17 protein-coding genes, 1 tRNA gene and 1 pseudogene are annotated in these 26,872 nt (G+C 39.1%); 14 read left to right on the top strand and 5 right to left on the bottom strand.

Going from position 1 to position 26,872, the window contains the following annotated elements; all coding sequences use genetic code 11:
* Positions 1 to 104 precede the first annotated feature (104 nt).
* The 5 genes and pseudogenes from EOD41_RS21310 to EOD41_RS19565 all read left to right on the top strand — a co-directional run bounded on the left by EOD41_RS21310 (position 105) and on the right by EOD41_RS19565 (position 7,110).
* Positions 105 to 437, top strand: coding sequence for a ligand-binding sensor domain-containing protein (locus tag EOD41_RS21310; RefSeq protein WP_127708281.1), 333 nt, complete (start codon positions 105 to 107; stop codon positions 435 to 437).
* A gap of 647 nt (positions 438 to 1,084) precedes the next feature.
* The gene (locus tag EOD41_RS20945) at positions 1,085 to 3,685 is read left to right on the top strand and encodes a hypothetical protein (RefSeq protein WP_205780606.1); all 2,601 of its coding nucleotides are present in this window, start codon (positions 1,085 to 1,087) and stop codon (positions 3,683 to 3,685) included.
* A gap of 522 nt (positions 3,686 to 4,207) precedes the next feature.
* Positions 4,208 to 6,358, top strand: coding sequence for a glycoside hydrolase family 2 protein (locus EOD41_RS19570; RefSeq protein WP_240663505.1), 2,151 nt, complete (start codon positions 4,208 to 4,210; stop codon positions 6,356 to 6,358).
* Positions 6,359 to 6,669: 311 nt separating this feature from the next.
* A pseudogene (locus EOD41_RS21305) lies at positions 6,670 to 6,810 on the top strand (VOC family protein); the annotation flags it as partial.
* 3 nt (positions 6,811 to 6,813) lie between these two features.
* Entirely contained in the window at positions 6,814 to 7,110 is a 297-nt protein-coding gene (locus tag EOD41_RS19565) for a VOC family protein (protein ID WP_205780605.1), read from the top strand.
* A gap of 734 nt (positions 7,111 to 7,844) precedes the next feature.
* Here EOD41_RS19565 and EOD41_RS21300 read toward each other — a convergent pair.
* From EOD41_RS21300 to EOD41_RS20825, 3 genes are all read right to left on the bottom strand, one after another.
* Positions 7,845 to 8,186, bottom strand: coding sequence for a LytR/AlgR family response regulator transcription factor (locus EOD41_RS21300; RefSeq protein WP_127708202.1), 342 nt, complete (start codon positions 8,184 to 8,186; stop codon positions 7,845 to 7,847).
* A gap of 111 nt (positions 8,187 to 8,297) precedes the next feature.
* Complete coding sequence (gene lepB / locus EOD41_RS19555) at positions 8,298 to 9,449, bottom strand: signal peptidase I (protein ID WP_164850001.1); 1,152 nt, start codon at positions 9,447 to 9,449, stop codon at positions 8,298 to 8,300.
* A gap of 370 nt (positions 9,450 to 9,819) precedes the next feature.
* Positions 9,820 to 9,969, bottom strand: coding sequence for a hypothetical protein (locus tag EOD41_RS20825; RefSeq protein WP_164850000.1), 150 nt, complete (start codon positions 9,967 to 9,969; stop codon positions 9,820 to 9,822).
* 196 nt (positions 9,970 to 10,165) lie between these two features.
* Between EOD41_RS20825 and EOD41_RS19550 the strand changes: the two genes are divergently transcribed.
* From EOD41_RS19550 to EOD41_RS19510, 9 genes are all read left to right on the top strand, one after another.
* Positions 10,166 to 11,731 (top strand): O-antigen ligase family protein, encoded by a 1,566-nt coding sequence (locus EOD41_RS19550; protein WP_164849999.1) that lies wholly within the window; start codon positions 10,166 to 10,168, stop codon positions 11,729 to 11,731.
* 162 nt (positions 11,732 to 11,893) lie between these two features.
* Positions 11,894 to 12,148, top strand: coding sequence for a hypothetical protein (locus EOD41_RS19545; RefSeq protein WP_127708193.1), 255 nt, complete (start codon positions 11,894 to 11,896; stop codon positions 12,146 to 12,148).
* Positions 12,149 to 12,276: 128 nt separating this feature from the next.
* Positions 12,277 to 13,476, top strand: a complete 1,200-nt coding sequence (locus EOD41_RS19540) for a DUF4221 family protein (protein WP_127708190.1) — start codon at positions 12,277 to 12,279, stop codon at positions 13,474 to 13,476.
* Complete coding sequence (locus tag EOD41_RS19535) at positions 13,473 to 13,958, top strand: hypothetical protein (protein ID WP_127708187.1); 486 nt, start codon at positions 13,473 to 13,475, stop codon at positions 13,956 to 13,958. Before EOD41_RS19540 ends, EOD41_RS19535 begins: the two co-directional genes overlap by 4 nt.
* Positions 13,959 to 14,041: 83 nt before the next feature.
* Complete coding sequence (locus EOD41_RS19530) at positions 14,042 to 16,768, top strand: carboxypeptidase-like regulatory domain-containing protein (protein ID WP_127708184.1); 2,727 nt, start codon at positions 14,042 to 14,044, stop codon at positions 16,766 to 16,768.
* 42 nt (positions 16,769 to 16,810) lie between these two features.
* On the top strand, positions 16,811 to 17,758 hold the full coding sequence (locus EOD41_RS19525) for a DUF4961 domain-containing protein (RefSeq protein ID WP_127708181.1): 948 nt from the start codon (positions 16,811 to 16,813) through the stop codon (positions 17,756 to 17,758).
* Between the two features lie 6 nt (positions 17,759 to 17,764).
* A complete protein-coding gene (locus EOD41_RS19520) occupies positions 17,765 to 20,443 on the top strand; it encodes a prolyl oligopeptidase family serine peptidase (protein WP_127708178.1) in 2,679 nt (892 codons plus the stop codon).
* A gap of 90 nt (positions 20,444 to 20,533) precedes the next feature.
* The gene (locus EOD41_RS19515) at positions 20,534 to 23,254 is read left to right on the top strand and encodes an outer membrane beta-barrel protein (RefSeq protein WP_127708175.1); all 2,721 of its coding nucleotides are present in this window, start codon (positions 20,534 to 20,536) and stop codon (positions 23,252 to 23,254) included.
* A 1,031-nt stretch (positions 23,255 to 24,285) separates the two neighbouring features.
* Complete coding sequence (locus EOD41_RS19510; protein WP_127708173.1) at positions 24,286 to 24,456, top strand: integrase core domain-containing protein; 171 nt, start codon at positions 24,286 to 24,288, stop codon at positions 24,454 to 24,456.
* A 405-nt stretch (positions 24,457 to 24,861) separates the two neighbouring features.
* Here EOD41_RS19510 and EOD41_RS19505 read toward each other — a convergent pair.
* Both EOD41_RS19505 and EOD41_RS19500 read right to left on the bottom strand, forming a co-directional pair.
* Positions 24,862 to 24,933, bottom strand: a tRNA-Arg gene (locus EOD41_RS19505).
* A gap of 93 nt (positions 24,934 to 25,026) precedes the next feature.
* A complete protein-coding gene (locus EOD41_RS19500) occupies positions 25,027 to 26,136 on the bottom strand; it encodes a site-specific integrase (RefSeq protein WP_164849998.1) in 1,110 nt (369 codons plus the stop codon).
* Positions 26,137 to 26,872 lie beyond the last annotated feature (736 nt).

Here is a 26,872-nt window from a genome sequence, read left to right as displayed (position 1 = left end):
ATTAAATTTAAATAATTTTGCAACAAACTAACAACAGTTAGTTAAAGCTAACCGCCACTTTGTACCTACGCATTTTTAATAGTGATAGTACCATTGTCTTACCAATGAAGTACTTCAGGTCATTATTGTCCTTTTTCTGCTGTAATTTAGTATTAGTACTGTCAGCGTATTCACAGAAATATTTATTTAGACATTACCAATCTGATGACGGATTATCATACAATTCTGTGAATTGCATGATCCAGGACAAGAATGGATTTATTTGGTTTGGAACAGAAGATGGTCTCAGCCGGTTCGACGGCAAAAGCTTCAAAAACTTCGGCTCTCAGCATAGCGAGTTTTCTATCGGAAATAATTTCATTAGCAGCCTTCATCAAGATAAAAATGGTACAATTTGGGCAGGTACTCATAACGGTTTATGGCATTATGATGCGTGAAGTATATTTATATTATTAATACTCAAACTAGAGTAAAAGCCTCTACTATTATAGTAGAGGCTTTTATTTTGTTATTGGCAAAATATTTATGAGCTATTTCGAATGATTTATAAGAATCAGCATTCTTATTTTTATATACAGCTGACTTACTCTCTTCGCTCTATCCATTTTACCCGTCAACCCAAGGAGCCTAGTGGAAAATATTCCAATTCTTTTAGAAAAGGAATGCCAGGTACTCTAAGTCATATAACAGAAATAAGCGGTTGTTGCCCACTATGGTTATTATTTATCATTCATCAGTGGTATTTGATTTTTTACTATTGATGGAGAACACAAGATATTAGACATATAGTACGTTATAATAATTTTAGTATCGAGAATGAGATCATTAGTTTCCCTCTCAGCCGCTAGTTATTGTTTTATTTGAGGAGGAACAATATCTAAAATAGATTGGGATGGTTTAATAGAATCAACATTTAGCTCAGCAAAATAGATGGCACGTAGGAAGTTGAGGCGTGGAACGGTGACTGAACTTTGAGTATGAGATAATATTGGCTATTCTAATTATAAAAAGAAGCATATGGTGATCTTTTAACTTTATGTATAAAAATACTTTCACAATGAGTAACCTATAATTTTATTAATATATGTTTAAGAAATTTTTATTAACCGCTTTATTTGCCTTTGTATGTATTGGGGCCGATGCCCAATATTTTACAATGGATATGGTACACCATAACCCCGGAGATACACTCACCCGTACGAAATTTTTAGATCCTAACTTTCTCAAATCGTACGGATATGATGCAAAAACTTTTTTCCTGACCGATGCGCCGCAGGTGGGGCTTACCTGGGAAACTTTTGATCCAACCATATTCCCCGTTGGCTCTGTAAAACGCAAATGGGTTGATGATAAGGACAAATCATTGCAGGCTATGTATAACGAAGCCAAAGCAGCAGGTATTAAGGTTTATTGCGCAATGGATATGCTGGTGTTGCCTACAGATTTGTTTAATAAATATCGCGACAGTATTGCCTCAAAAGATAACGGCGGCAACTACCGTATCGACATTACTAAACCGGCCACTAAAAAATTATTCAGGTACATGCTGGGCGAAATATTTAAAAAGTATCCGCAGGTTGATGGCCTAGTGATCCGCACGGGTGAAATCTATACACAGAATGCACCTTATCATAAAGGGAACAACCCCGCTTACGACAATAAATTTGATAACCATGCAATACTGGTGAATATACTGCGAGACGAGGTGTGTGTTAAACGTGATAAAAAAGTTATATACCGTACCTGGGACGATGGAAGATTTCATTCCAAGCCATCTATATATCTGCAGGTTACTAACCAGGTTGACCCGCATCCTAACCTGTTCTTCTCGATTAAGCACACCAATGTTGATTTTTGGCGGATGGGCATAACCGATCCGAAACTGAACCTTAATAATTTCAGTCAGTATTTTATACCGCAATCTAACGACTACGGCGTATATTTTAACCCTTGTTTGGGTATTGGCAAGCATAAACAATTTGTTGAGGTGCAGTGCCAGCGCGAATATGAAGGTAAAGCTACGCATCCTAACTATATAGCAAAAGGCGTTCTTGATGGTTTCCCGGAACTTAACAAGCCTGACCTACCTAAGTTAAATAGCCTGAATGAATTGAAGAAAGGGCCTTTACTTGCAGGTGTATGGACGTGGTCGCGCGGTGGTGGCTGGGGTGGTCCGCGTTTGCCAAACGAGTTTTGGGCGGATATGAACGCTTATGTGGTATCACATTGGGCACATAACCCGGCTCGTGCTGAAGCAGATATATTCAAAGACTTCGCTATTTTAAAAGGGCTTCCTGCCAACGAAGTTGAAAAGCTTCATCAGATAGCCCTGATGTCTGACACGGGTGTTATTAAAGGCCAATGGAGTATGCTTGGTACCGCGTCTGTTGCATGGACAAGGGACCAGGATTTCTCAGGCACGGCTACCGGGCTTAGCTGGTTAGGCGGCCAGGTTGATAAATGGGCCAAGAGGGGAACTACCGAAGCTTATATTAAGGAGAAAGTTGAAGCATTCTTATTATGGAAACGTATTGAGGCGCTATCAAAAGAATTGCATTTTAAAGATCCGAAACTTACACACTTTGTACAAGTGTCATGCACGTACGGAAGGTTGAAATACCAGACATTTATGTATGGCTGGAGCGTAATGGTTCGCGGCTACGCAGCAACCAAGGGAGGGCCGCCGGTTGATCAGAAACAAATGGGGATTGATATCGCCGGTTATGATCAAAGCGTTGCCGACTGGAAAAAACTTGTGGCCAATAATCCCGATTGCGGAAGCATGTACAATACTGCCGAGTTTGAAAAAACAGTATCGCTTTATCGTGCTGCTGCAATTCCGACGGATGCTGTCCTGAGCTTTTCCATCACCAATACCGGTAAAACCACGAAAGTTGAGTGGACAACTGCTTTTAACGTGCATAACCAAATTGATATTGAACATAGTACCGATGGTAGTACTTGGGAAAAAGCCGGTACTGTACCGGGTAACACAGCAGCTAACCCGACATCATCATTTAGTATAACTGTGCCTACCCCGGCTATTGGTGAGCACTATTACCGTCTTAAGCTGGTGGACGGCACATCAAAAACAGTAACATCGCAGATTTTGAAGTACACGGTAGTACCCCATGTAGTGCTTGAAAGCGGAGGAGCGGTAATAGACGGTAAGCGGGTGAAACTTACGCTGGTTACAGCTGAAGAACGGTTCAATGATAGCATACGTGTTATTCGCAGTACTGACGGCATCAACTGGAATGCGCTAATGAGCGTACCTGGAGCTGGCACCAAATTTACTCCCACCCCCTATTTAAGTTATGATGACAACCCTGTGGAAGGCAGAAACTACTATGCAGTGCAGTATTACGATAATGGTAAACTAAGAAGCTCAAAAAATATTTGGGTGGAAATAAGTAATATCAATACTTTACAAGAAAATGCCTCAGCCTTTAATATATATCCCAATCCCGCAACAACATCCATATGTTTCAAGCTTACCGGTTATAAGGGCAGAACTTTAACAGCAACACTGACAACATTGTATGGCAAAACCGTGAGCCGAGAAATCCTTTATGTAAATGCCGAAGGGCGGTATACATTGCACCATTCACCTATTTCAGGCACCTATGTCCTAAACATTTGGGGTGAAAAGTTGGCGAAATCTGGTAAGGTGTTCGTTCAATAATATATTTTGCCGGGCATCTAACTGGCCTTTACTACAGATGATAGCATTAGATACAAAAAGAATTAGAATACTGCATTAATTCATGCTTACAAAAGTTTGTACTAAGAACTTCTTGCCAATGAGCGTGAGAAAATAGAATTACTTAAAAACAAAAATGCTTAATGAAGCAACCATACATTTTTCAAGCATCTTTGGCACTTTCGTAATGACGATTTTCTTAAAACTGCCCGAGATGTAAGAGTGGCGTAGATTGATTTATTTTCGTTTATATGTCTATTCATGGTTAGATGCTAACCAAGTCTGTAATTGTGAAACTTGTAACAAGTTTAGCATACTCACCGCCTATTTAATTAAAGAATTTCACAAATTAATTGTCACGATAACCCTTATTACATATTTCCATATTTTGGCAACCAAACACTAATCTTATATATGTATAAAATCATCCTATCCTTTTTAACTTTTACGGTTTGTGCTCACACCGCGCTTTCACAGGATTGGAAGCCCAGGCAAGCGCCTTTGATGACCAAATTTGCCAAAGATTTAAAGGCCGACAACGTTTTGCCCGAATATCCACGACCGCAATTGGTACGGGAAAAGTGGCTAAATCTGAACGGCCTGTGGCAATATAAACCAGGCACCTGGGAGAACGAACGTTACCCAAAGGGCAAATTAGACCAAACGATACTAGTGCCTTTTGCCGTAGAATCGGCACTTTCGGGCGTGATGGAGCATCACGAGCGTTTGTGGTACCGCCGAACATTCAACATTCCGTCTGAGTGGAAAAACCAGCACGTCCTGCTTCACTTTGGTGCCGTTGATTATCAGTGCGAAGTTTTCATCAACGATAAATCTGCCGGTAAACACCAGGGCGGTTATGACTCTTTCACCTTGGATGTTACAAACCTGCTTACCAAGGGCGAACAAACCATTACAGTAAAAGTGTGGGACCCCACTGATGGAGGCGGCTTTCCGCGCGGTAAGCAAACGCTTAACCCGGCAGGCATTATGTACACCTCAGTAACAGGCATCTGGCAAACCGTATGGCTTGAACCTGTAGCAGAGCAGCACATTGAAAGCCTGAAAATGACGCCGGATATTGATAAATCTATACTTAATCTTTCAGTAAACGCCGGCACTGCTAACAATCTTACCTACACTGCGCAGGTAAAAGATGGCAATACAATAATAGCAACTTCAACTGGCAACGTGCTGGCTCCGTCTGCTATCAAAATCAGCAACCAAAAACTTTGGTCGCCTGATAGCCCTTTTTTGTATGACATGACCGTTACGTTAAAAGACGCCGACGGAAAAGTTGTTGACCAGGTGAAAACCTATTTCGGTATGCGCAAAAGCAATATTGCTTTTGATGGAAAGTACTACCGCTTATATTTAAATAACAAACCGCTGTTCCATTACGGTCCTTTAGACCAGGGCTTCTGGCCCGATGGGCTTTACACTGCCCCTACAGATGCCGCCCTTCGTTATGATCTGGATATGATCAAAAAGCTGGGTTTTAACATGGTGCGCAAACATATAAAAGTTGAGCCGCAACGTTGGTATTATTATGCTGATAAGATCGGGCTTTTGGTATGGCAGGATATGCCTTCGTCTAACTCGTATACATTTAATACACCGCCTGTTGAAAAAGAAGCTTTCAGTAACGAGTTGGTGCGCATGATAGAGACACACTACAATTCGCCTTGTATTGTTACTTGGGATATTTTTAACGAGAACCAGGGCTTGCACGACTCAAAAAAATATGTTGCCCTGGTAAGGGGCTTGGATGGCTCGCGCATTGTGAATGAGTGTAGCGGTACAACTCATGACTTCCTGGGCGATCTGTCTGATATTCACCCTTACCCGCCACCTGCAGTACCCGAAAGTAAGTCGCAGGCTAGTGTTTGCGGTGAGTTCGGTGGTATTGGCTTTCAGCCGTTCGATAAGGTGTGGAACAGCAAGGACCTTACTCAATACATCACTATGAAAAATGAAAAGGATTACCTTGAGCTGTATGATAAGTTTGCAACCATGCTGGCTAATTTCAGAAGTAACAAAGGCTTAAGTGCCGCGGTATATACCGAAATAACCGACGTGGAGATAGAACTGAACGGCCTGATGACCTATGACCGCGTGATGAAAGCTGATCCTGCAAAATTACGCCAATCGAATCTTAAGGCGATATACCAGGATGTGAGCGAATATACGTACCCTGTGTTGACCACTGCCGAAACTGCGGCAAAAAGATGGCACTATACTTTCAGCACACCAGCCGCAAACTGGAATGTCAAAAGCTTCGATGCCTCTGCATGGCATAGCGGCTTGGGTGGATTTGGCACCCCTGAAACACCGGGTGCACGGATTGGCACCAACTGGAATACCGGAGAAATATGGGCGCGGCAGAACTTTAACATGGGTAGCCTCTCGGGTGCTAAGCTTGATAAGCTGATGCTGCGTATTCATCATGATGAGGATTGTGAAGTGTACATTAATGGCGTGCTTGCCGCTAAACTGGAGGGCTGGACCTCAGATTACGAGAACGTAAAGATACTACCGCAAGCCAAAGCAACACTGAAAAAAGGCAAGAACACCATTGCGGTGCATTGCATAAACAAAACCAGTGGGCAATTCATCGATGTAGGGTTATCTGTTGTAAGCGATAAAAGGTTGTAATAGCAGCATATTAATTATACGAGAAGCAGGGGTATATCAGTTCCTGCCTCCAATTATGGTTTGCCAGTTTCTATGAGATCCGCCTTAGTTGTACAGTGATCTGTAAAAATGGAAACAAAAGCCGGTGAGCTCACCTAATAACTTTATGGCGCTGGCTAATATTATAAAACAGATAGAGGACGGGAAACTTCAATAGTGCCTTCTATAAAATATTTATAGTTTGTAGTTGAAAATGAAAGTGTGTATTAAAATGATTTCGCTGCTGTTTATTTATATAATGATGCTGGCAAAAATCGCTACTCGTACTTTGGATTATTATTAACAACAAAATTCAAAATTATGGCAAAAAAGTATTTATTAACCTACCGGTAAAAGATCTGGAAAAATCGATCTCATTTTTTAATAGCCTCGGCTTTAATTTCAATCCACAGTTCACGGATGAGAAAGGCAGTTGTATGGTCATCAGTAACAGCATTTTCGTGATGCTTTTAACTGAACCTTATTTTGCGACGTTCACCAAAAAACAGGTCAGCGATGTAAAGAGTACCACCGAGGTACTGATTACGCTTGATGCCGAATCTAGAGAGGAGGTTCAGCAAATCATTGCTAAGGCACAAACGCTTGATGCAACCCTTTACAGCGAGCCGCAGGATCATGGCTGGATGTATCAACATGGCTTTGCCGATCTTGATGGTCACCAAGGGAAGATCGCGTATCTGGATGCGTCACAACTGCCTGCACAGGAATCTTAGTATACTGTATTAGTCTATTGAGGAGTCCGGGAAACGCAAATGGCAAAGATTCAATTAAGGCGGGCAAGATTATTGCCCGCTTTGTTTCCACGAATTTGCATGATAACGTAGTGTCAATTGCTGCGTGTCAATATTTCGATAAATAGTTAACTGCGCTTAAAGTGGATCGTAAAATGAGTTTACATTCTTTGCTAGCAGACATTTTAATAAGTTTGATAAGTTCCTTTCCTATACTTTCTTTTAAAAGCATTATCAACAGATAGGTCAGACAAATAACAGCAATAGGAAAAAATAACAAAGCGATCTTGCAAGCTGACCAATCAATCATCATGCCAAGCCGTAACGATAAGATCTGCGTTCGCATGCATCTTTTCAATTCTATTAATGTCAGATTTGTCTGCTATTGAAAATAAATCCGACGAATGATAAAGGCTTATTATATTGCTAATATCTGGTCTTAGCGTGATCTTATGACCAATATTCATTCCCATCTTTTTCAAAAACATGCTATAAATCCTTCATTCAAATTTGATTTAGTTCAATTGAAGTTGCGTTCAATTTTAAAGTCATCGATACCACCGGACGTTTGGAGGAAAAGACTGAAAAACCGACAATAATTGAAGGCGATCAGTTGAACGCCGCCTTTTTGTAAAAAAATACAAGGTGAATTGACAAATGGGCAACAGTTTATAAACCTTTATTGCTGATTTAAAGCTGTTAGTTGCTCTTGTGGCTTAAAGTTCAACTGCATAGTTATGTTTGAGCCTTAGTAATTCTAACAATGTTTTAATGCTGATAGTAAATGGGATATCAATCTCGTTATCCAGTTTTATAATCTTCCGTTTTTTTTCTATTAAACTTATAAAGTTGGAATTTATAAGGTATGATTGACTTACGCGAATAAACTGTGTATCAGGAAGTTCCTTTGAAAATTTTGTGAGTGACTGTGAGACAAGCAGTTTTTTTGACGCTAGATTAATTATGGTATAGCAGTTATCTGATTGGCAAAAATAAATATTGTCAGGATCGATAAGATAAATATGGTCCTGCGAACGCAACTGGATTTTTTGTTTCATAGATAGGTTTGATAAAGTTTTACATGTAGGTTTAAGTACGAAGGTAACAAAATTGACTTAAGATTACAAAGGGCTTAATCAATTTAGCAACTATTTCTTAAAAGAAAAAAACTATCTAATCAACTTTAAAAAACGCTGTACAAACTGTTTTTTATCTGTTGAAAGCAATATGTAATTTGCTTTACCGATAACGTTTTCTTCTGGTATAAAACCTATAAACCTCGAGTCAACTGATGCTACGCGGTTATCTCCCATTACAAAATAATAGTTTTTTTTGAAAGTATATTTGGCTCCCCTGCGTCGTAGGGTATTGACATTAAACCCTTCAAAGGCATTGATGATGCTGCCATAAAGGGTACAGTTTTTATCAGTCAAAACTATAGTACTTCCTTTTTTTGGCACCAAAAAAGGCCCCATGTTTGTAGCTGTCCAATGCAAGTTGTCCGGATGGGCCATTAATGGGTCAGTCATCATTACAGAATCAGTTATTGTAATATTCTTTACCAGTGGGTTATCTGCAAATTTCTTAATTTCTTGAATGTTAAATGTGCCCGTAATAACGTTTGACCGCGAATCTGCCACTATTTCTTTATTTTGAAATTGTAAAGAATCCTGAAGTTTTTTACTCATCGTTTCACTTATAATTTCTAAACGATAGATATTATTTACAGTTAACGGAGATTTATAGATATTACCGTTGATATATGGTTCGCCATTGCGTATTGCCAATGTATCGCCTGCAACGGCCACACATCTTTTTACAACAAATGATGCTGTAATAAAAAGTAATTTGTAAACAAAAACATCACCCTGTTTAATAGTTGATAATCCTTGCTTTCTGGTTACGGTTTCTTTTTTAACCGCGGTTGCTGACTGCGGTTGTTTATCATGAAAAAAATAATTAAGCCAGGATATTTCTAATAAGCTTTCCGGCATTTCAGGCCCGTATATTAGTTTATTAACTATGATAACATCTCCGGGTAACAACGTATCAGCCATAGATGCGCTGGGTACAGTATAAATATCTATCACAAATAGTTTAACAGTAACAGTTACTATGCATACATATAGCGTAGTAAGCGCCCATTTGGCCACCCGTTGACAGGATAATGAACCGATGTAACCGCAGCAATAACACAATATCACATATGATACAACCAATATAACTATCGCTATTGATAGCCAGTAAAGCCCCAACACGGTTAGATACAATACCAAAAAAGTAATTAAAAAAAGTTTCCAGTATCTGATAATGAAAAACATAGTGTGTTTTTGATAAAGATATTGTATAATGTTGATGATTTGGCTCGGGCATCTCTTCATCCGTTTGCTTATAACTTAAGGCAGCTAAACGTCAATGCTTTATTGATAAATGAATAGATATACGGCAAATATATAATTATTTAAATGTGCATAAATGTAAGGCGCGTTATGGAAGGACTTAGCGTGCAAATTGTAATTTGAAAAGAGACTGAAATCTTAAGTAAACCACCTGAATTCTAATTGCTGAGCGATGCAATTCTTAAATGTCGCCAAGCTTGCTAAATTGTTTTATTTTTTAATCGTTGCTTTGTTTGTGACTTATTAAGGTGCTCAACTACCGATATAAATTCTACCTGAAATAAAAACCATTTTAACCAACAAGGAACATGCCAGTAAGTTTCACCAAACCATCAGGGTTGTTGTATTTGACACTCCAGAATGGTGAGTTAGCGGTGCTATTTCTGCTATTCACGATTGTGCCCTGCATAAATATAGGTGCATTTGCTAATGCACCTATCATCTCAAAATCTATAGTATTTATTTACGGCTTATCTATTATTTTTTTATTATCATCTGTTAACCTTGTCCTTAATAGAATAAGGCCACTTACCCGCATATCAAACATTGATTTGGCCCTGCTTACAATTATCGGGTATAGTTTTCTTAATCGGTATTATTTGCAAAGCAGGCACGGCTTTTCATTAGTATTTATTGATATGTTTTCGCTAATTGCATTGTACGTAATAATTAGAAATACCAGGATTAATCAACTTCTTTTATTATTACCCGCTATCATACTATCAGGCATAGTGCTTGCAGGTTATGGCTGCATCGAATTACTAACTAGTAAAAAAGCTTTAGCAGGATTTTCCAACCCAGGGCCGTATGCCGGTTATTTGGCCATTATTGGTTGTGTTGCTTTGGGTATGTATGTGTTTAAAAACCAGTTGCAGGCAGTAACCATCCCACTGGCTTGTTATCCCAAAATGCTATTATTTAAGACACTGCCCATTATAGGTATAATATTTATAGCCATTGTTTTACCGGCACTGCGCTCCCGCTCAGCATTTTTGGCAATTATAGCCGCAGCCGGTTACCTTCTATTCTGCCGCTACCAGTTAAAAATATACGGCACTAAGCTAATGCGTATTGGTTTACCATTGCGTTTGCTTCTTTTTAGTACAATAACTGCAGTTACGCTTATTGCGTTATACACTGTTTACAGTTCGCGTATAGAATCGTCAAACGGGCGGATGCTTATCTGGAAGGTGACCGGTAATATAATAAAAGATAATCTGGCGTTTGGTGTTGGCACCGATGGTTTCAAAACATATTACATGGACGCCCAAGCGGCCTATTTTAATAAACATCACCATTCACCATATGTTTTACTGGCTGATAACACCTACTATGCTTTTAATGAGTCATTGCAGTTTGTTGCAGAAAACGGTATAGTTGGTGTTTCACTTTTTGCCTTATTTATTATTGCTTTGTTCAGGGTAAAGTTTAATGCCCGGTTTGTGTTTTTAATACAGTTGGCTGTAGGTGCCTTAATTGCTTTTTTAGTTTTCGGCATGTTTGCATACCCCACGCAAATACTGCCCATTAAAATGGTTATAGTGACATTGATTGCATTGATAGCCAACCTGGACGATAGAAAGGTAAATTTCGCAACATCCCAAATAGCTACAGGACCCGGTAAGCAGGTTCCTGCAATTCGATATGTTGCCGGACTAGCTTTATTCGCTGGTTCTGTAATGATTATATATCAGGGAAATATCCTCAGCAGCGCTTCATTTAACTGGCAAAATGCGCTAAACCTTTACGAGCATGGTAATTATAAGGCGAGCCTTAAAAGCTTTGACCTAGCCCGACCCTATTTGCAGCGGGACGGCGATTTTATGATGAACTACGGAAAAGCGCTGGCTTTCGCTGGTGATAATAAAAAAGCCATGATCGTGTTAATTGAAGCCAGACGTTATACAAACACAGAAATTACGGAAACGGCGCTAGGTGATGTTTTTAAAAGTCTAAAGCGTTATCAACAAGCCGAAACAGCTTACATAGCGGCAACCAATATGGTACCTAACCGCTTTTATCCCCTGTATTTATTGGCCAAACTTTACAATGACACAGGTAATAAAGATAAAGCCGGTGAAACGGCCAGGCTACTACTGGTTAAAGATGTAAAGATATACTCGGCAGCTATTGCGCAAATGATGGATGAAATGAAAAAAATTGCAGCTGAAGGTAAGGAGCCTTTAAATACTGCATTTAATTAAAAACGCAAGCCTATGGTATAAAAACATCGATTGAGAGGGTCTTAATATAAGATGCATTACCTGGTGGAACCAAGTAATAACCATGCGAAGCATATCAGCGTGCCTTAAAAAATCATTATGCATCAATCAATCAATCAAATTAATAATTTAAGTATAATATCCATGAAAAAAGTTTTAGGATTTATTGGCCTTACAGCTATGGCAGTTGGCTTATTTGTAACTACCCAAAATGTTGACAAAGCAAGCAGCACTAACTTTGCCGACATGATAAGCATCAACAAAGCTAACGCTGAGTGCGTGTATAACACCAACTTCCCACATTTAAACTACGGAACATGCAGCCGTACTCCTGAGTACAAATGCTTTTGGGCTTCTGCTGCTGATCCGGGCAATTGTGATCCAGCCCTGTCTAACTAATTGGTATCGCTGCCATCGATATTGTAATAACGTAGTTTATACTGCATAAAGCGATATACTGGCCAGCTTTACTAACAGCTGGTTTAAGCAATTAAGCCGGCTGTTACAATCCCCTACAACTTATATCCATGAAAAGACATTTGATTTTTTTGTATTGCGTTTCCACTTTCGCCCTCTCATGTACAAATACTTCTGTAACTAGCATAGTTAATGAAAAACAAGGTCGGCTTAAGTCCACCCATAAACTTGAGATAACTTCCGAGAAAAAATTTCCGCTTGACAGTGTGACCGCGCCACGGCCAAACTATACACAAGTTTATACCAACAGCACTGGCAACAGGTTTTACACCATTTTAAACACCTACAACAATTCAATATACTTTTATGATTACGCTGGTTTGAAATTCATAAAAAAAATAAGTTTTGATAACCTTGAACCCAAGCCTGATATTACGGCATTTCATATTAAAAGCTCTGATTCTATATATCTCTATAATGAACGGGCAATAGAATTATTGCTCACGGATAGTAGTGCCAAAACCTTTAAAAAAATATCCCTTATAGGTAGCAAGAACATCCGTAAAGACCCATGGATGTACATGTATCCACAATACAATACACAAACAGCTATACCTTTTATACAAACCCTAAATGAATTACTTTTTACTGGCGAGTTTATAGGGCAGATACCTGATGACATCATACGCACCTTTAAATTTACCGCCGGTATTAATTACTCTACCAATGAGGTAAAGTTTAGCCACACATACCCCATTGAACTGTATGGCGGTAATAAACTATGGCACAATATACCTTTTACGGAGGTTTATTTAGATTATGATACCGATAACCATAAATTAGTTTATAGCTTCCCTGTTTCGCATAACCTATATATATCCGATTTAAATACAGACAAATATGATGTGGTATACGGCGGCAGCAACGAAGCCAGCACCATAACATCACTTAAAGCGAACCAACGCGATATTGATGCCGATTCTTTTTTAAAACACATAGGCGAAACGGATGAGTATGGGAGTATTAAATATGATAAGTATCGTAAACTTTATTACAGATTTTTATATAAAAGCATACATGATGACGGTGGTGTAGTTACGGTAAAAACCAAATGGAAACAAAAGCCGGTGAGCATAATAATAATGGACAAACATTTTAACTATTTAGGCGAAACACCTATAGGTTTGGCCGGCGACTGGAACCTTAAAAATGTGTTTGTAACCAAAGAAGGTTTAAACATTGAGCATGTTGGCCACGATATTGATGAAATGTATCTAACACTGAAAATTTTAACATTAAAAAAAATATGAAAGCAAAATTTACCTGTGTATACTTCACAGCCATCTTAGCTATAACTATTATATGCGGGTGTGGCAAAAAAGAGCCTAAAGACATTGAGGCTGATTATTTGGTTGAGTACGTAAAAGAATTGCACTTACAAAATAATGTAAAATTAGTGCTTATACTACCCGGTTTAGGTTGCCATGGTTGCATTGAGGAGGGCGAGCTTTTTATGAAAGATATGGCAAATAACAAAAACATCAATTTTGTACTTACAAAGGTCGAATCGTTAAAAATACTGCAGGGAAAAACCGGGGTCAACGTTAAAGACCACAACAATATAATTGTAGATACGGATGACCGTATTAACGTGCCTACCGATAATCAAATTTATCCGTGTGTAATACACGTAAAAAATGGTCAGTTTGTTAGCCATGAATTTCAATCACCTGATAACTTTATGGCGCTGGCTAATATTAAAAAACAGATTGAGGACGGGAAACTTCAATAGTGCCTTTCTATAAAATATTTATAGTTTGTTAGTTGAAAATGAAAGTGTGTATTAAAATGATTTCGCTGCTGTCTATTTATATAATGATGCTGGCAGACACCGTACGTGCGCAATCTATTAATAATGATGTAAAAGACATTGTTGCCGCAATTGATACTTTTAACACGCGGAACCCAGCGGAAAAAGTTTTTTTACATATTGACAGGCCTTATTATACAAATACTGATACCATTTGGATAAAGGGTTACCTACTTAACAACCAGTTAGCCTATTCGGCCAAAAGTGGCCTGCTGCATACCGAATTGCTTAATGACACTGGCAGGGTGGTAATGCGCATAGCCATGCCTGTACTTGATGGCATCAGCTTTGGACAAATGGTCCTTGACAGCGCCTTGATAACTGAAGGCAATTATACATTGCGCGCTTATACCGGCTGGATGCAAAACAACGGCACCGAGAGCTTTTTTACCCGGCAGATATACATTGGCAGAGTAGATGAAGGTAGCTTGCTAGCAAAAATTGATGCCATTGCCGCAGCAAAAAACGGTAAAGAAACCGTTGATACACGTGTGCAATTATTAAGGCAGGATGGCAGCCGGGCAATATTGCAAAAGGTGCAGCTTAAGTTAACAGATGGCCAGCGAACCTTCCTAAATCAAAACGTACAAACAGACGTAGAAGGGAAAGTAAATTTCGGTTTTGAATTGCCCGCAAAAGCAAATACAAGTCGATTGATGTTTGTGGCAAAATACCAAACCCAAACGGGCGAATATAAAACTATGCAGTTACCGGTGCCTATTAACAGCCCCGGGCACACCGATGTGCAGTTTATGCCCGAAGGTGGTTATATGGTAAATAATTTAACATCAAGGGTAGGAATTAAGGCTATTGCCGAAAATGGCAGGGGCGTTAATGTTACAGGTGAGGTGATAGATAGTAAAAACAACATTGTTGCACCAATTAAAACCTTACACAAAGGAATGGGGGTATTTGAAATTACCCCATTGCCGAGTGAGGCCTACACTGCCAGAATAGTGCTGCCTGGCGGCACTGTAAAAAGCTATCCACTGCCCCAAGTAAAGCCGTCAGGCGTGGTAATGTGTGTTATGAACCACCCCGAACGCCCCAGTGTAATGGTCGTTATACAGCGTAGTGCCAATATTGCCGAAACAGGCAACTACTTACTGGTGGCCCAGGGAGAAGGCCGTGTATGCTACGCTGCTGTTATAAATTTTAAGCAAGGCACCAATAGTATTAATGTTATGATTGATAAGCAACTATTGGCAAGTGGCATCATACGCTTTACGCTGCTTAGCATGCAGAAAACACCCCTTGCCGAACGTGTTATTTATATTGAAGGCAACAACCATCTAAATATTAACATAAAGGCCGGCCGGCAGGCTACTGATAGTGTAAGTATGGATTTACATGTTACCACTACAGATGGTCAACCTGTTCAAGGCGCCTTTTCTATAGCTGTTACGGATAATAACCAGGTAAAAGCTGATAGCGTTAACATGCCCGATATTGCCACCTACATGCTACTAACAAGTAACCTGAAAGGCGAAATTGAAGAGCCTGGCTATTATTTCGCCCAGGCTAACACTGCGCAGCACCTGGATATGCTATTGTTAACCCAGGGCTGGACTGCCTATATCTGGAAGGACGTTTTTGACAAAGCATACAAGCCCGAATTTTTACCCGGATACGCAAACCGTGTAACTGGTAAAGTAGTAAGCGGAAATAGGCCCCAAGCTAATATTAAAGTAACTCTCCTATCCACCAAACAACCGGTAGTGTTTCGCGATACGGTTACTGACAGTAATGGCCGCTTTAGCTTCACTGATTTGCCGCGCATTGATTCTCCAGCGTTTATTGTGCAGGCAGTTGGCAAAAAAGGCAATATGTTCGAGTCTATGGTTTATATTGATGAATTTATCCCGTCTAAGACAAGCATTAGTTTGGCGCCCCGTATTGCCCCCTGGTATGTAAACACGGATACTACGTTACTAAATTATAACAAACAAAATATAACCCGTAAAAAAGAGCTTGACGGATTGTATGCCGGCGGCGGCCGTTACTTACAAGAGGTTATAATTAAGGGTCGAAAGGTGATTAAAGGCTCAAAGTTTTATGCCGGTTACGGCGCCGTGCCAGATTTAGTTTTGGACGAGAAAGAGATGAATACCGCAAAAAAAACCTCAATAGAACAACTTTTAAGTAAGCGGGTAAGTGGCTTTAGCTCACGTTTGTTCAGAAAAAAAGCATTAGAGTATATGGTGAATGACGGTCTGGCTTATTTTTTTATTGACGGATTTGAGATTGAGACATTCTACAACCCATCAGATAGCCCTACCCCTAATGAGCACTATAATTATGTGCGGTCATATTTATCTCAACTTACTGCCGAGGATGTCAGAGGCATCGAGGTAAAAACTACCATGATGATGATTGTTTTACCTGATGACAAAGACAAGAAAAAGGAACTGCACAGGGTTACTTACATCGAAATAACTACGTGGTCTGGCGATGGGGCTTTTATGAAACGTGCAAAAGGACGTGTTTTATACCGTCCGTTCCCTGTAAGCTGGCCTAAAAATTTCTATCAGCCTAAGTATACTTCCGGTAATAAAGCCCTTAATAATTTGCCAGCAACCATATTTTGGGCGCCTAATTTAATAACAGATAAAGAGGGCAAAGCTAAACTAACCTTTATGCTGCCACCCAAAGGCCCGGCATGCACCGTAATAGTAAACGGCGCCAACATGGATGGAAAAATAGGATATAATCGTGTTAAGCTAGGCCTGTAAAGTTTTCAATTTTACTAATTATAGCACACCTTATTACACTTCATGAATAAAAGAATTACGCTTACTGTTTTTTTGCTGTTTGTTATTGCTGCCATTTTTACCCGGTGCATTTTTATTGACGAGCTTACGATGCCGGCAAATGTACAAGCCGGCAAAAAGTTTAAGATCAGCATGCGCATACGTATGCAACCCAAACAGGATCGCGAAAACATCCGCTTTGTATTTGCCATGCTTGTACCTAAGGGATGGCATGCGAAGAATAACACAAAAATCAGCTATACCAGCACAAGGGGTAACGGCATCCTGGTGCCTGTGCCTGCTAATGTTGTAGCCGCTAAAATGCAATACATTAACTGGCCCGATGGTTTAATGAACAGAGTTGGAATGGGTAAGAACACAATCCCTGATTTTGAATGGGTAGTTTTTTGGACACAGCGTATTTACAGCATTACGTCTGGTGAGCCAGAATTTTCGGGCATGTTACACGTTATTGCAACCGCCGGAAACGAAAATGCTAAAATGGACATGGGCTTTATGGTGTGCAATAGTTTTGACGGTTTTGAAGGTGAATCAGTAACTAAAAAGGTTTTCAAGCCTTTAACAGTTTCAGGCGGCAAAGGGCTTCAAATCGACTACCAGAAACCTCAAACATCGGTGGTTACGCCGCTCAGAAGCAGGGATACCGCCCTGTTTACAATATCACTAGATGGTAATAGGGTTAATACTCCGCTTTCGCGCGCCAGTATCGTTTATTTATATGCGAAAGGTTATGCTAATCAAAAGGTTTTTGAGGTTTCAGAACAACGTATCGATAACAAAATGGTACCCTTGGGTAATAACAAATGGCAGTTAAAATTGCGTCCGCGTACTTTCTTTGACGTTGAAGAAGGCCAATCATTAAAGCGCATGGAATATTATTTTGTAATTGGTAACAGCCGCTTAAAAGTTGATAATAATAGTGTTAAACGTTATCAACACACCTTTCAGTAAAACCCTATGAAACCATTGTATGCTTTATTTTTAATTATCCTGAGCACGCTGCTTTACTCGTGCAGGCAAGGCAAACCTGTTAACATAGTTGGCGATTTGGGTTTGTGCGATACTGAAATTTTGGTAAGAAACTGGGAGCTGACAGCCCCAACCCCATTAACCATTGATGATGAAAACATATCGGTAAAAGACCAGGGCGACTTTATTAATGATTATACCGGTTTTGCAGCTTTATTTAATAAAACCTCTTCAGCTCCGGATACCTCAGGTACCGCAAAATCTGAGAATTTTGTAAGGTACCCGTATCATGTAAAAGGAAGTTATTTGGCTATTGATACATTTTTTAATCGAGCTTTGTATGTTAAAAATTACTCGGCATGTATTATTAAAAGCGACATAGAGCAGGATGCCGGCTTTATAGTTAGCGGTGATTATGGCCTGAAGGTTTGGCTGAATGGCCGGTTGATAGTAAACAAGATAAAACAAATCGGCATACAAGGATATGAATTTGTAACACGGGTGCATCTAAAAAAAGGAGAGAACTTTGTGATGGTAAAATCTCTTCATAATGAGGATAAATGGCGGTTTCTGATAAAGCTTTGTTCGGTTGAATATGCCCGTGATAATTCCCTTAATACGGCTTACGAGAGCTTTATAGATAATTATATTCTTAACCCGCAAGATACCCTGTCTTTACTTCTGGCATCGCCATTCGTAACAGCCAGCAAGGGGGCGCAACTGCTTATTACCGATAGCAAAAAAAAGGTATGGCTAAACCAGCACCTTGTAAAAGGAAACAAGTGGGCCGTAGCGTTAAAAATACCCGAAAATACCTACCAGGCACAACTTATAACAGACCGCGATACTTTTACACAAAAAATATTTGTTGGAGATTGCCGTAAGTATTTGGCTGAACTTAAAACCAGGTTTGCACAGTTTAGCGCCAATCAGCAAATTATAAATAATACCGATATCCTGTTCAGCAGGTTCGCCTACCTGGACACTGTTGCGGTTGAACATGATAACCTCTATGAGCGAAAACTTACTGCCCTTATTTTTGAACTTACAGACCTTTACGAAAAGGTAAAAACCGGGCAGGAGGCTTTTAAAGATGTTCCCGGGTTACATATTCGCAAGCAGGCTAACCCAGAGTACGCCTCAGAATCATATATGGTGTACATACCACCGGGTTATAGTAAAAACAAACCCTTGCCCCTTGTATTTATGATGCCACACAAAACCTTTTTACGCCAGTTCAACATCAGTATTTACCTGGCCGATATGAATAGGGTGGAATTTGTTTGTAAGCAAGCAAAAAAATATAACTATGCTGTAGTTTGGTCAAGCGCAAGGTTTTATGAGCAATATGAGCATACCGCCCTGGTACCGCAAACCATATTTGAAATAATTAACGAGGTTAAAAAAGACTATAGCATTGACGACAGCCGTATGTATGCTTACGGCGATTGCGCCGGCGGTGCATTAGCTTTATTTACAGGGAATAAATACCCTTCATACTTTGCAGCTATCGGAGTTGATGGACCTGCCATATCGGATGTAGACTGCAGTGACTACGCATGCGACCTTACTTCGCAAAAACTCTTATCGTCTGATTTTTATAACACGATAGAGAACTACCGCAACTTTAATACGCTGATTATTCACAGCCGGTACGAGTACAAATCACCCTTTGTCCGGTCAGAAAAACTGTTTGACGCTATAAAAAAAGACGGCGGGAAAATAGAGCTCAAAGTTCTTCATATCGAGAAAGGGAAAGAGTATGCTTTTATTGATTTGATGCCCGAGAATAAAATGGTTGCCGATATCTTTAAATTTTTTTATAACAAGCGTAAGGTTATACCTGATACTGTTACGTTGGCCACCTGGCAATTAAAATATAACAAAGCGTTCTGGATAACTATTGATGACATTGCCGATAATAAAAAAGCATTTATACAGGCGGTTTATAATGCGGCGAAGCACAGTGTTACTGTAAATACCCAAAATGTCAACAGTTTTACAATTGATGCATCGCAGTTAAAAAATATAAACCGCACAAGCAAAATTTTTGTTAGCTGCAATGGCAAAGCCAGCAGCCACAGTGTTTCAAAAAACAAGCAGGTTAGTATAAGTATTAAAAAAGATGTTAAACGGGCACTGGTTAAAAACGCTTATACTGAAGGACCTGTAAATGACTTTTATGCCAGGCCGTTTATTATAGTACAAGGCACAACGGGTGACACTGCATTACAAAACAGCTTTGCTAAAGTAGTAGACACTATAAAAACCAATTGGAACCGCAATTTTTTGGATGACAGCTGCTTTGTAAAGCGTGATAGTGATATAACGCCGACTGATATTGCAAAATATAACTTAATACTGGTTGGTACGCCGGCTACAAATAAGTTTATTTCTGGCATTAGTAAGCAACTTCCCCTAATAATCACGCCCCAATACATCGCGATTGCCGGTAAAAAATATCAGGCAGATAGCCGCTACATTTTTATTTACCCTAATCCGCTAAACAAGCAAAAATATATCCTGGTAATAGGTGGTGGCGCTATAGACCCATTTCCGCCAGGCATGCTCGAAAACTTGTTTTTTCAGGGCTGGTATGATTACGAGGTATGGAATAACTTCTCATCAGTAGATAAAGGATATTTTAACCGGTATTGGGGGCTTTAATTTTTTCTATCCAAAGCCGTAAACAACAAGCAACTTTCAATTTACAAAAAGTCACACCTAAATTTTATCTCTCGGACCGGGGTTAATTATATGAGTAAAATTCTTTTATTTATGCTATTACTGGTTAGCATAGCAAGCCAGGCCCAAAAGCATGCTTCTATTGCCGGTAGAGTGCTCGACTCTCTAGAAAACGAGCCCTTAGAATTTGCAACCGTTGCAGTGGTTAACCTGCAGGACTCTTCCATTCAAACCTACACCGTTACTGATAAAAACGGGATGTTCAAATTGCACCGGCTACCCACGGGTAACCAGTTAAAAATTGTGATCACCTATATAGGCCATAACAATTTCAGGAAAACCATAAACCTGTTTGCCGGGCAGGAATTAAATTTGGGTAGAATTTACCTGAGTTCGAAGTTATTGAACGAGGTAGTAATTAAAGCGGATAGCCCACCCGTGGTTATAAGAAAGGATACCATAGAATTTAGCGCCGAAGCATTTAAAACCCGCCCCAATGCCGTTGTTGAAGAATTGCTTAAAAAACTTCCGGGCACACAGGTAGACCGTGACGGGAATATTACTGTTAATGGGAAAAGCGTGCGCAAAATGACCGTAGATGGTAAGGATTTTTTCGGCAATGACCCCAGGGTAGCTTCACGGAATTTGGATGCTGATTTAATAGATAAAGTACAAGTATATGATGATAGAGAGTTTGACCCCGACCATTTAATAGAGGCTTCTAAAGTAAATAAAATAATAAATCTTAAACTAAAAAAAGCTGTTAAAAAAAGTGTTTTCGGGAAGGTATACAGTGGTTTAGGGTCCAGAGACAGGTTCGAGTCCGGCGGGCTGATCAATATGTTCAGGGATACTTTGCAGGTGAGTGTCATCGGGTTAACAAACAACCTTAACCGCTTCGCTTTCTCGCAAAATGACCTTTATACTATGGGCGGCTTTGACCGCAGCGGCGGCAACCCGTTATATGACGGCACATTATCTGTTGGTGGAGGCTCACGCGGAATTGAACGGGTTATATCAAGCGGGTTTAATATAAATAACGATTATGGGCAGAAATTGAAAATGAACCTGATGTATTTTTATGGTAACACGCAAAACACTAATGAAATTGCTATCCGTACTCAACAATTTTTAAATGATACCACATTGCTCATCACTTCTGCTAACAGGAATGTGCAAACTCAAAACAAGCATAACTTGAGTGGTACTATAAAATGGGTACCTGATACCGTTAACAATTTTCAGTATTCGCCACGTTTAGTTATAACCAGGAATAATTCAAAAAGTGATAACAGAGGCAAAAGAAGTAATAACCTTGTGCTCATGTTAAATGAAAGCACAAACATGAATAGCGAAAATAATACCCAAAATGAATTCCAGCACTCTTTTAACTATTATAGAAAATTAAAGAAGAAAGGACAAACAATAAATATTTCTCATAGTCTGAATATTTCCCCCTATTCAAATCAGCAGTATAATAATAATATCCTTATGTTGTACAACGGCATGCCACAGGGAGATACCGTTACCACCGATCTTTTTATTAAAAGGGTTACCAGGAATGGCTCAGGCAACGTAGATATCAATTACAGATATCCGTTTAACAAAAAATTAACTGGCTCCATCAATTTAAAGGGTAATTATGATAGGTTAGAAGAAACTGTTTTGGCCTATAACAAAAGCGCTGAAACAGGCGCATACGACGAGCTCATTGAAACTCAAAGTAACCAGCTAAAAAGAAATGCATGGTCGCGCAGAATAAATCCCGGCATAACTTACCAGTTTACTAAAAACTTATCCGTGGTTTTCAATCTTTCGGCACTGTGGCAAAATATCCATAACGAGTTTAAAAATAATATTGCAGATGTAAACCAGGAGTTCTTTAACATTCTTCCATCGGTAAAAGTTTCGGGGAGAGACTTTTCTGTTAGTTATGATGTAAGTATAAATCAACCCAATATTTCTGATCTTCAACCAGTAAGCATTGTTTATAATCCATTATATACTTTTACAGGCAACCCTTTGCTGCAGCCCACCCGTTACCACACCGCAAATGCACAATATTTTGTTTATAAGTACCAAAGCCAAATTAGCGTTAACGCATATTTTAATGGGACTATTGAAGAAAATGCTATAGTCAGAAAACGCATAATAGATCCTAAAGGAGCAGAAACAGCTACACCAATTAATACCAACGGCCAGTATAAGGCACAATTAGGAATGGCATTCGGAAAAAGGTTTAAAAAAACTAAGAATTGGCAAATAAACCTCCAAATCGGACTGAATACTAATTTCGACCGTAGCTTTTTTCTGCTGAATTTAGACAGAGGTTGGCAGGACCGGTACTTTGGCGGATTAAATCAAAGATTATCAATTAATTGGAAAGATAAGGTAGATCTCAATTCATCATACAATTTTATCCAGTCGTTAACAAAATATAAAAATGCAGGGTACAATAATGTTAACACAGCAAATCATAATTTTAATACAGCTTTAAGATTTTACTTTCCCAAAAAAGTTATATGGGAGTGCGACTACAGCTATAGTTATAATTCGCAGCTGGCTGCCGGTTTCAGAAAAAGCAACAATCTCTTAAGTGCCGCCGTTTCGGTTCAGATGCTAAAAAAAGACAGGGGGCAATTAAAATTATCTGTGTATGATTTGCTGGACCAGAATATAAGTGCCTATAGGTATGCGTCAGGTAACTCTATCTCTGATGTGCAAAACACCATATTAAAACAGTACTTTCTGCTGACCTTTCAATTCAAATTTAATAAGACCACTACCAAATAGGGTAATATAAACACGCTTACTAACGATACCCACTGGCAACCTGTAGTGTTAGGCACCAAATTTCACGATAAAAAAGAGGCTATTGTTGTATAGCGGTCACTTTCTATCTATAATTTTATTGATCTTGAATTTTGGTAAATGTCTTTAAGGAAATTTTACTTATTCAAAAACCTTAATAATTATTCCAATGTGTTGACACGTCTTTAATGCCCTTTTAAGTTACATCTTCGATTAATCAAAAAGAAACGGATCATTAAGAAAGTAACAGCAAGTAGACCACTAGAACTAAAAGTGCAATAGTATTAATCATGGCCATCAAAGAGTATGAAGGTGGCCGTGAGCTAAACGATGTATGCCGTTAACTGGGCGCACACAAATCTACCTTTAGGATGAGAACCGCAAACTGAAGCATATATATGCAGAATTGGCGTGAGATCACAGCCTAAAAGATGTGTTCTCAAAAAAGTTCTGAAGCCCTGCCAGCGCAAGGACATAGTTGCTCACTTAATGGAGTTCCGTCGGGTAAGTATTAGCAGGGCTTGCCGGGTGCTAAAGCTGCCACAAATCGATGTACGTTCGTGATGATTAAGAGACCATTGATAAGCTGCTTCAACTATCTGAACTGAATCCGACCGAGGGCTAGGATCTGTATTACAGCCGCATCCGCCAGCAAGGTCTGCAGTGGAATATAACCAAGTCAGGCGGGTTTACCTGCTGCTGGGCATTTAATCGCCGCAGAAAGGCCCGCAGACGTGTGAATGCACGGGTTAAGGTACCCTTAGTAGTGCTTGACCAGGCTGAAGATACATGGTCAAAGACATTATGTGCGATGCGCTGGTGAACAAAAGAAGGTTCCGTACGCTCAATACAATCGATGATTTTAACCGGCAAGCTATTGCCATGGAAGCTGCCCATACCATGTCAGCCATTCGGTAGCTCAGATACTGGAGCGCACCATTAATAAGCAGGGCAAACCCAGCTGTATCAGGGTAGATAATAGACCGGAGTTTAAATAGCAAGGAGTTTAAAGATTGTTTGAAAGCAAAGGTATTACAGTACAATTCACCCAACCGGGCAAGCCTATGCTGAACGGCTATATCGAACGGTTCAATAGAAACTTCCGTGAAAACCTACTGGATGCTTACTTATTCGAAGCCATCAACCAAGTACAGGTTTTAGCCGATGAATGGATGGAAAATTAGAATTACAGCAGACCGCAGGAATCAGTGAAAGTTATAACGCCAGACTTGAACAAGCGGTAAAACTGTGCGAATATTGAACTCTAGGGAGTTTCCAACATCCCCACAGTTCCAACAACATAATTATTTTGAATTAAATAAGTCTATAAATCACCGGTCCGAACTAAGGTAGGGTTACACTATCCCAAAATTCATGAACACTCAATCCTCATTCCAATTTCCTGATCAAAAGCAGGAAAATGTAAATAATCTTCAAGTCAATTATTAGTCAAGCTTAACAGAACTTCTTGTAGAACTAAACGTAAGGATAAGGTTTTTTGTAAACGGCAGCATTCATCGCTGTGCCATGTATCTTATAAAAGAAGCTTGAAAAGTAAAAAGAAAAGGCTGCAACTGCAGCCTTTAAAGTGTTCCCGACGAGATTCGAACTCATATCAGCTGAACCGGAATCAGCCATTCTATCCATTGAACTACGGGAACTTTGGTCGGCAAATATAAAGTAATTTCAAATGTGTCAACGGCTAAATGAAATAATAAGTTGAGACCTGTTTACCCCATAAATAAACACAAACATTACGTTGCAAGTTCCTCGTTTAATACACCTATAACAGCCTCCTGAACTTCATCAAGAATTTTCCAATCCTTTTCAATGTAAATATCTGTTGTTTTCCTGCCGTCGTCAATATGGTTCAAGGCCATTGCAACATCGTCTTTGCTTTTCCGACAGGTATTACGTGCGATTGTTGCAAAAGTGTGCCTCGCCCAATAAAACGTCACGCCAGGAATATTTAACTGTTGCTGAATTTTTCGCATTCCATAACTCAGAGCGGTAGATAAACCAACTCTCGACGAATAGTGCCTATTTAAGACCCCTAAATACTTATCAATTAAGGGCTGTGCTTCGTCAACGACTTTGATGCTAATAAATGCTTGGTCCTTACGTTTGCCCTTCGTTTTAGATCGCTTATATTCTAATCTTCCATTTTTAAGGTTCTTAGGACTCATTTGGTAAAAATCTACGGAATTTGTACCGCACATATAAAAAGATAGCATAAATAAGTCTCTAGCCAAAGCCGGCCTTGAACCCTCTGGCCAATCACTATTTTTAATGGCAGCAATTTGGGCAATATCTATGTTTCGTTTCGCCGTTTCAGGACGGCTAATTATCTTATACTTCTTAAATGGATAATGCGCAATTTTAATTATACCAAGATCTTCGTCATTGAATTCATCTCTGGCTGAATTAAAAAGGGCTCGCAAATCACGCATATGATTATGTAATCCACCATCAGCAAGCGGAGGACTAATTATAGTAAATTCTTTCTTGTTCTTGCTCTGCCTTACGAGCTTTCTTTCTGACCTTAAATACTTTTCATAAGATCGTAACATAACAGCATTAATTTCATTAATTGATACAGAGTCACGCTGAAAGAAATCAACAAGGCTGTTAATTACTGCGCGGTAATTAACTGATGTTCCTATTTTACCATCCGCAAGAAGAGCCTCTATTTTTGACTTCCCAAATTCGATGAAATCGATCTCCTTATTTGATTGAGTAAGATAATCGACTATTTGCGTACAACTCATAAAGTTTATCCTGCTCCCCAATTCACTTATAGCGCGACGATATTCACTTAGTTCTCTGTCAATCTGTACTTGAATAAAATTGTCTTTCACTTCCATTTTCTTGTTAAGCTGTTTATCGACGACGAAGTGATTTGTATCCAAGTATCTCGAAACTCTATTATGCGATATCCTTATTTTGACGTCCAAGTCCCATCTGCTTTTCGATGATGTTTTAAGATTAATGATTTTACCGTAGCCATGGCATTCTAATTATTGTAAAACATTTGTAAAACATTTTCGCTGAGTTTGTCAAAAAATCTTGTCAAACTTAACAAAATCAATCATGAATAACACTGTGTATTTAATTGATATTCAAATATATAAAATGCTTTTTACATAAAAAATAAACAATTAGTAAAATCGCCAAGAATGTATAGGATTATGGTTTCCGGTTCTGATGATATGAGTTCGAATCTCGTCGGGAACACCAATCACAACACGTTAAGGCTTTATATCATTCCTGAACTTAGCCTTAACGTGTTTTTTCTACATTGTTATACAATACCTATTGACTTAACATTAGAAAGCAAAAATAATATAGTACCAAGCAACGTAACAAAACCTAAGAGAGTGAATACACGATACCTAATCATTTTATCCTGAATCTCAGCTACTCTTCCGCTACCCTTTAATTTTTTCACGCTGCCATAATTTGCTAATGCAAAATAGAACAGAAAAGCAGGTATTCCCAATAGTATAAACAAATTCATTACTTGAGTTAATTTGTAAACTTATACGCAACTAACATTGGGAAAGTTTCACAAATTAAACTAATAATTAAATTTGACTTTGT

The organism is Mucilaginibacter limnophilus (assembly GCF_004005815.1).
GTDB classification, from domain to species: Bacteria; Bacteroidota; Bacteroidia; order Sphingobacteriales; family Sphingobacteriaceae; genus Mucilaginibacter; species Mucilaginibacter limnophilus.
Note: the sequence above shows the minus strand (reverse complement) of the source record. Positions and strands in the feature narration are given on the sequence as shown.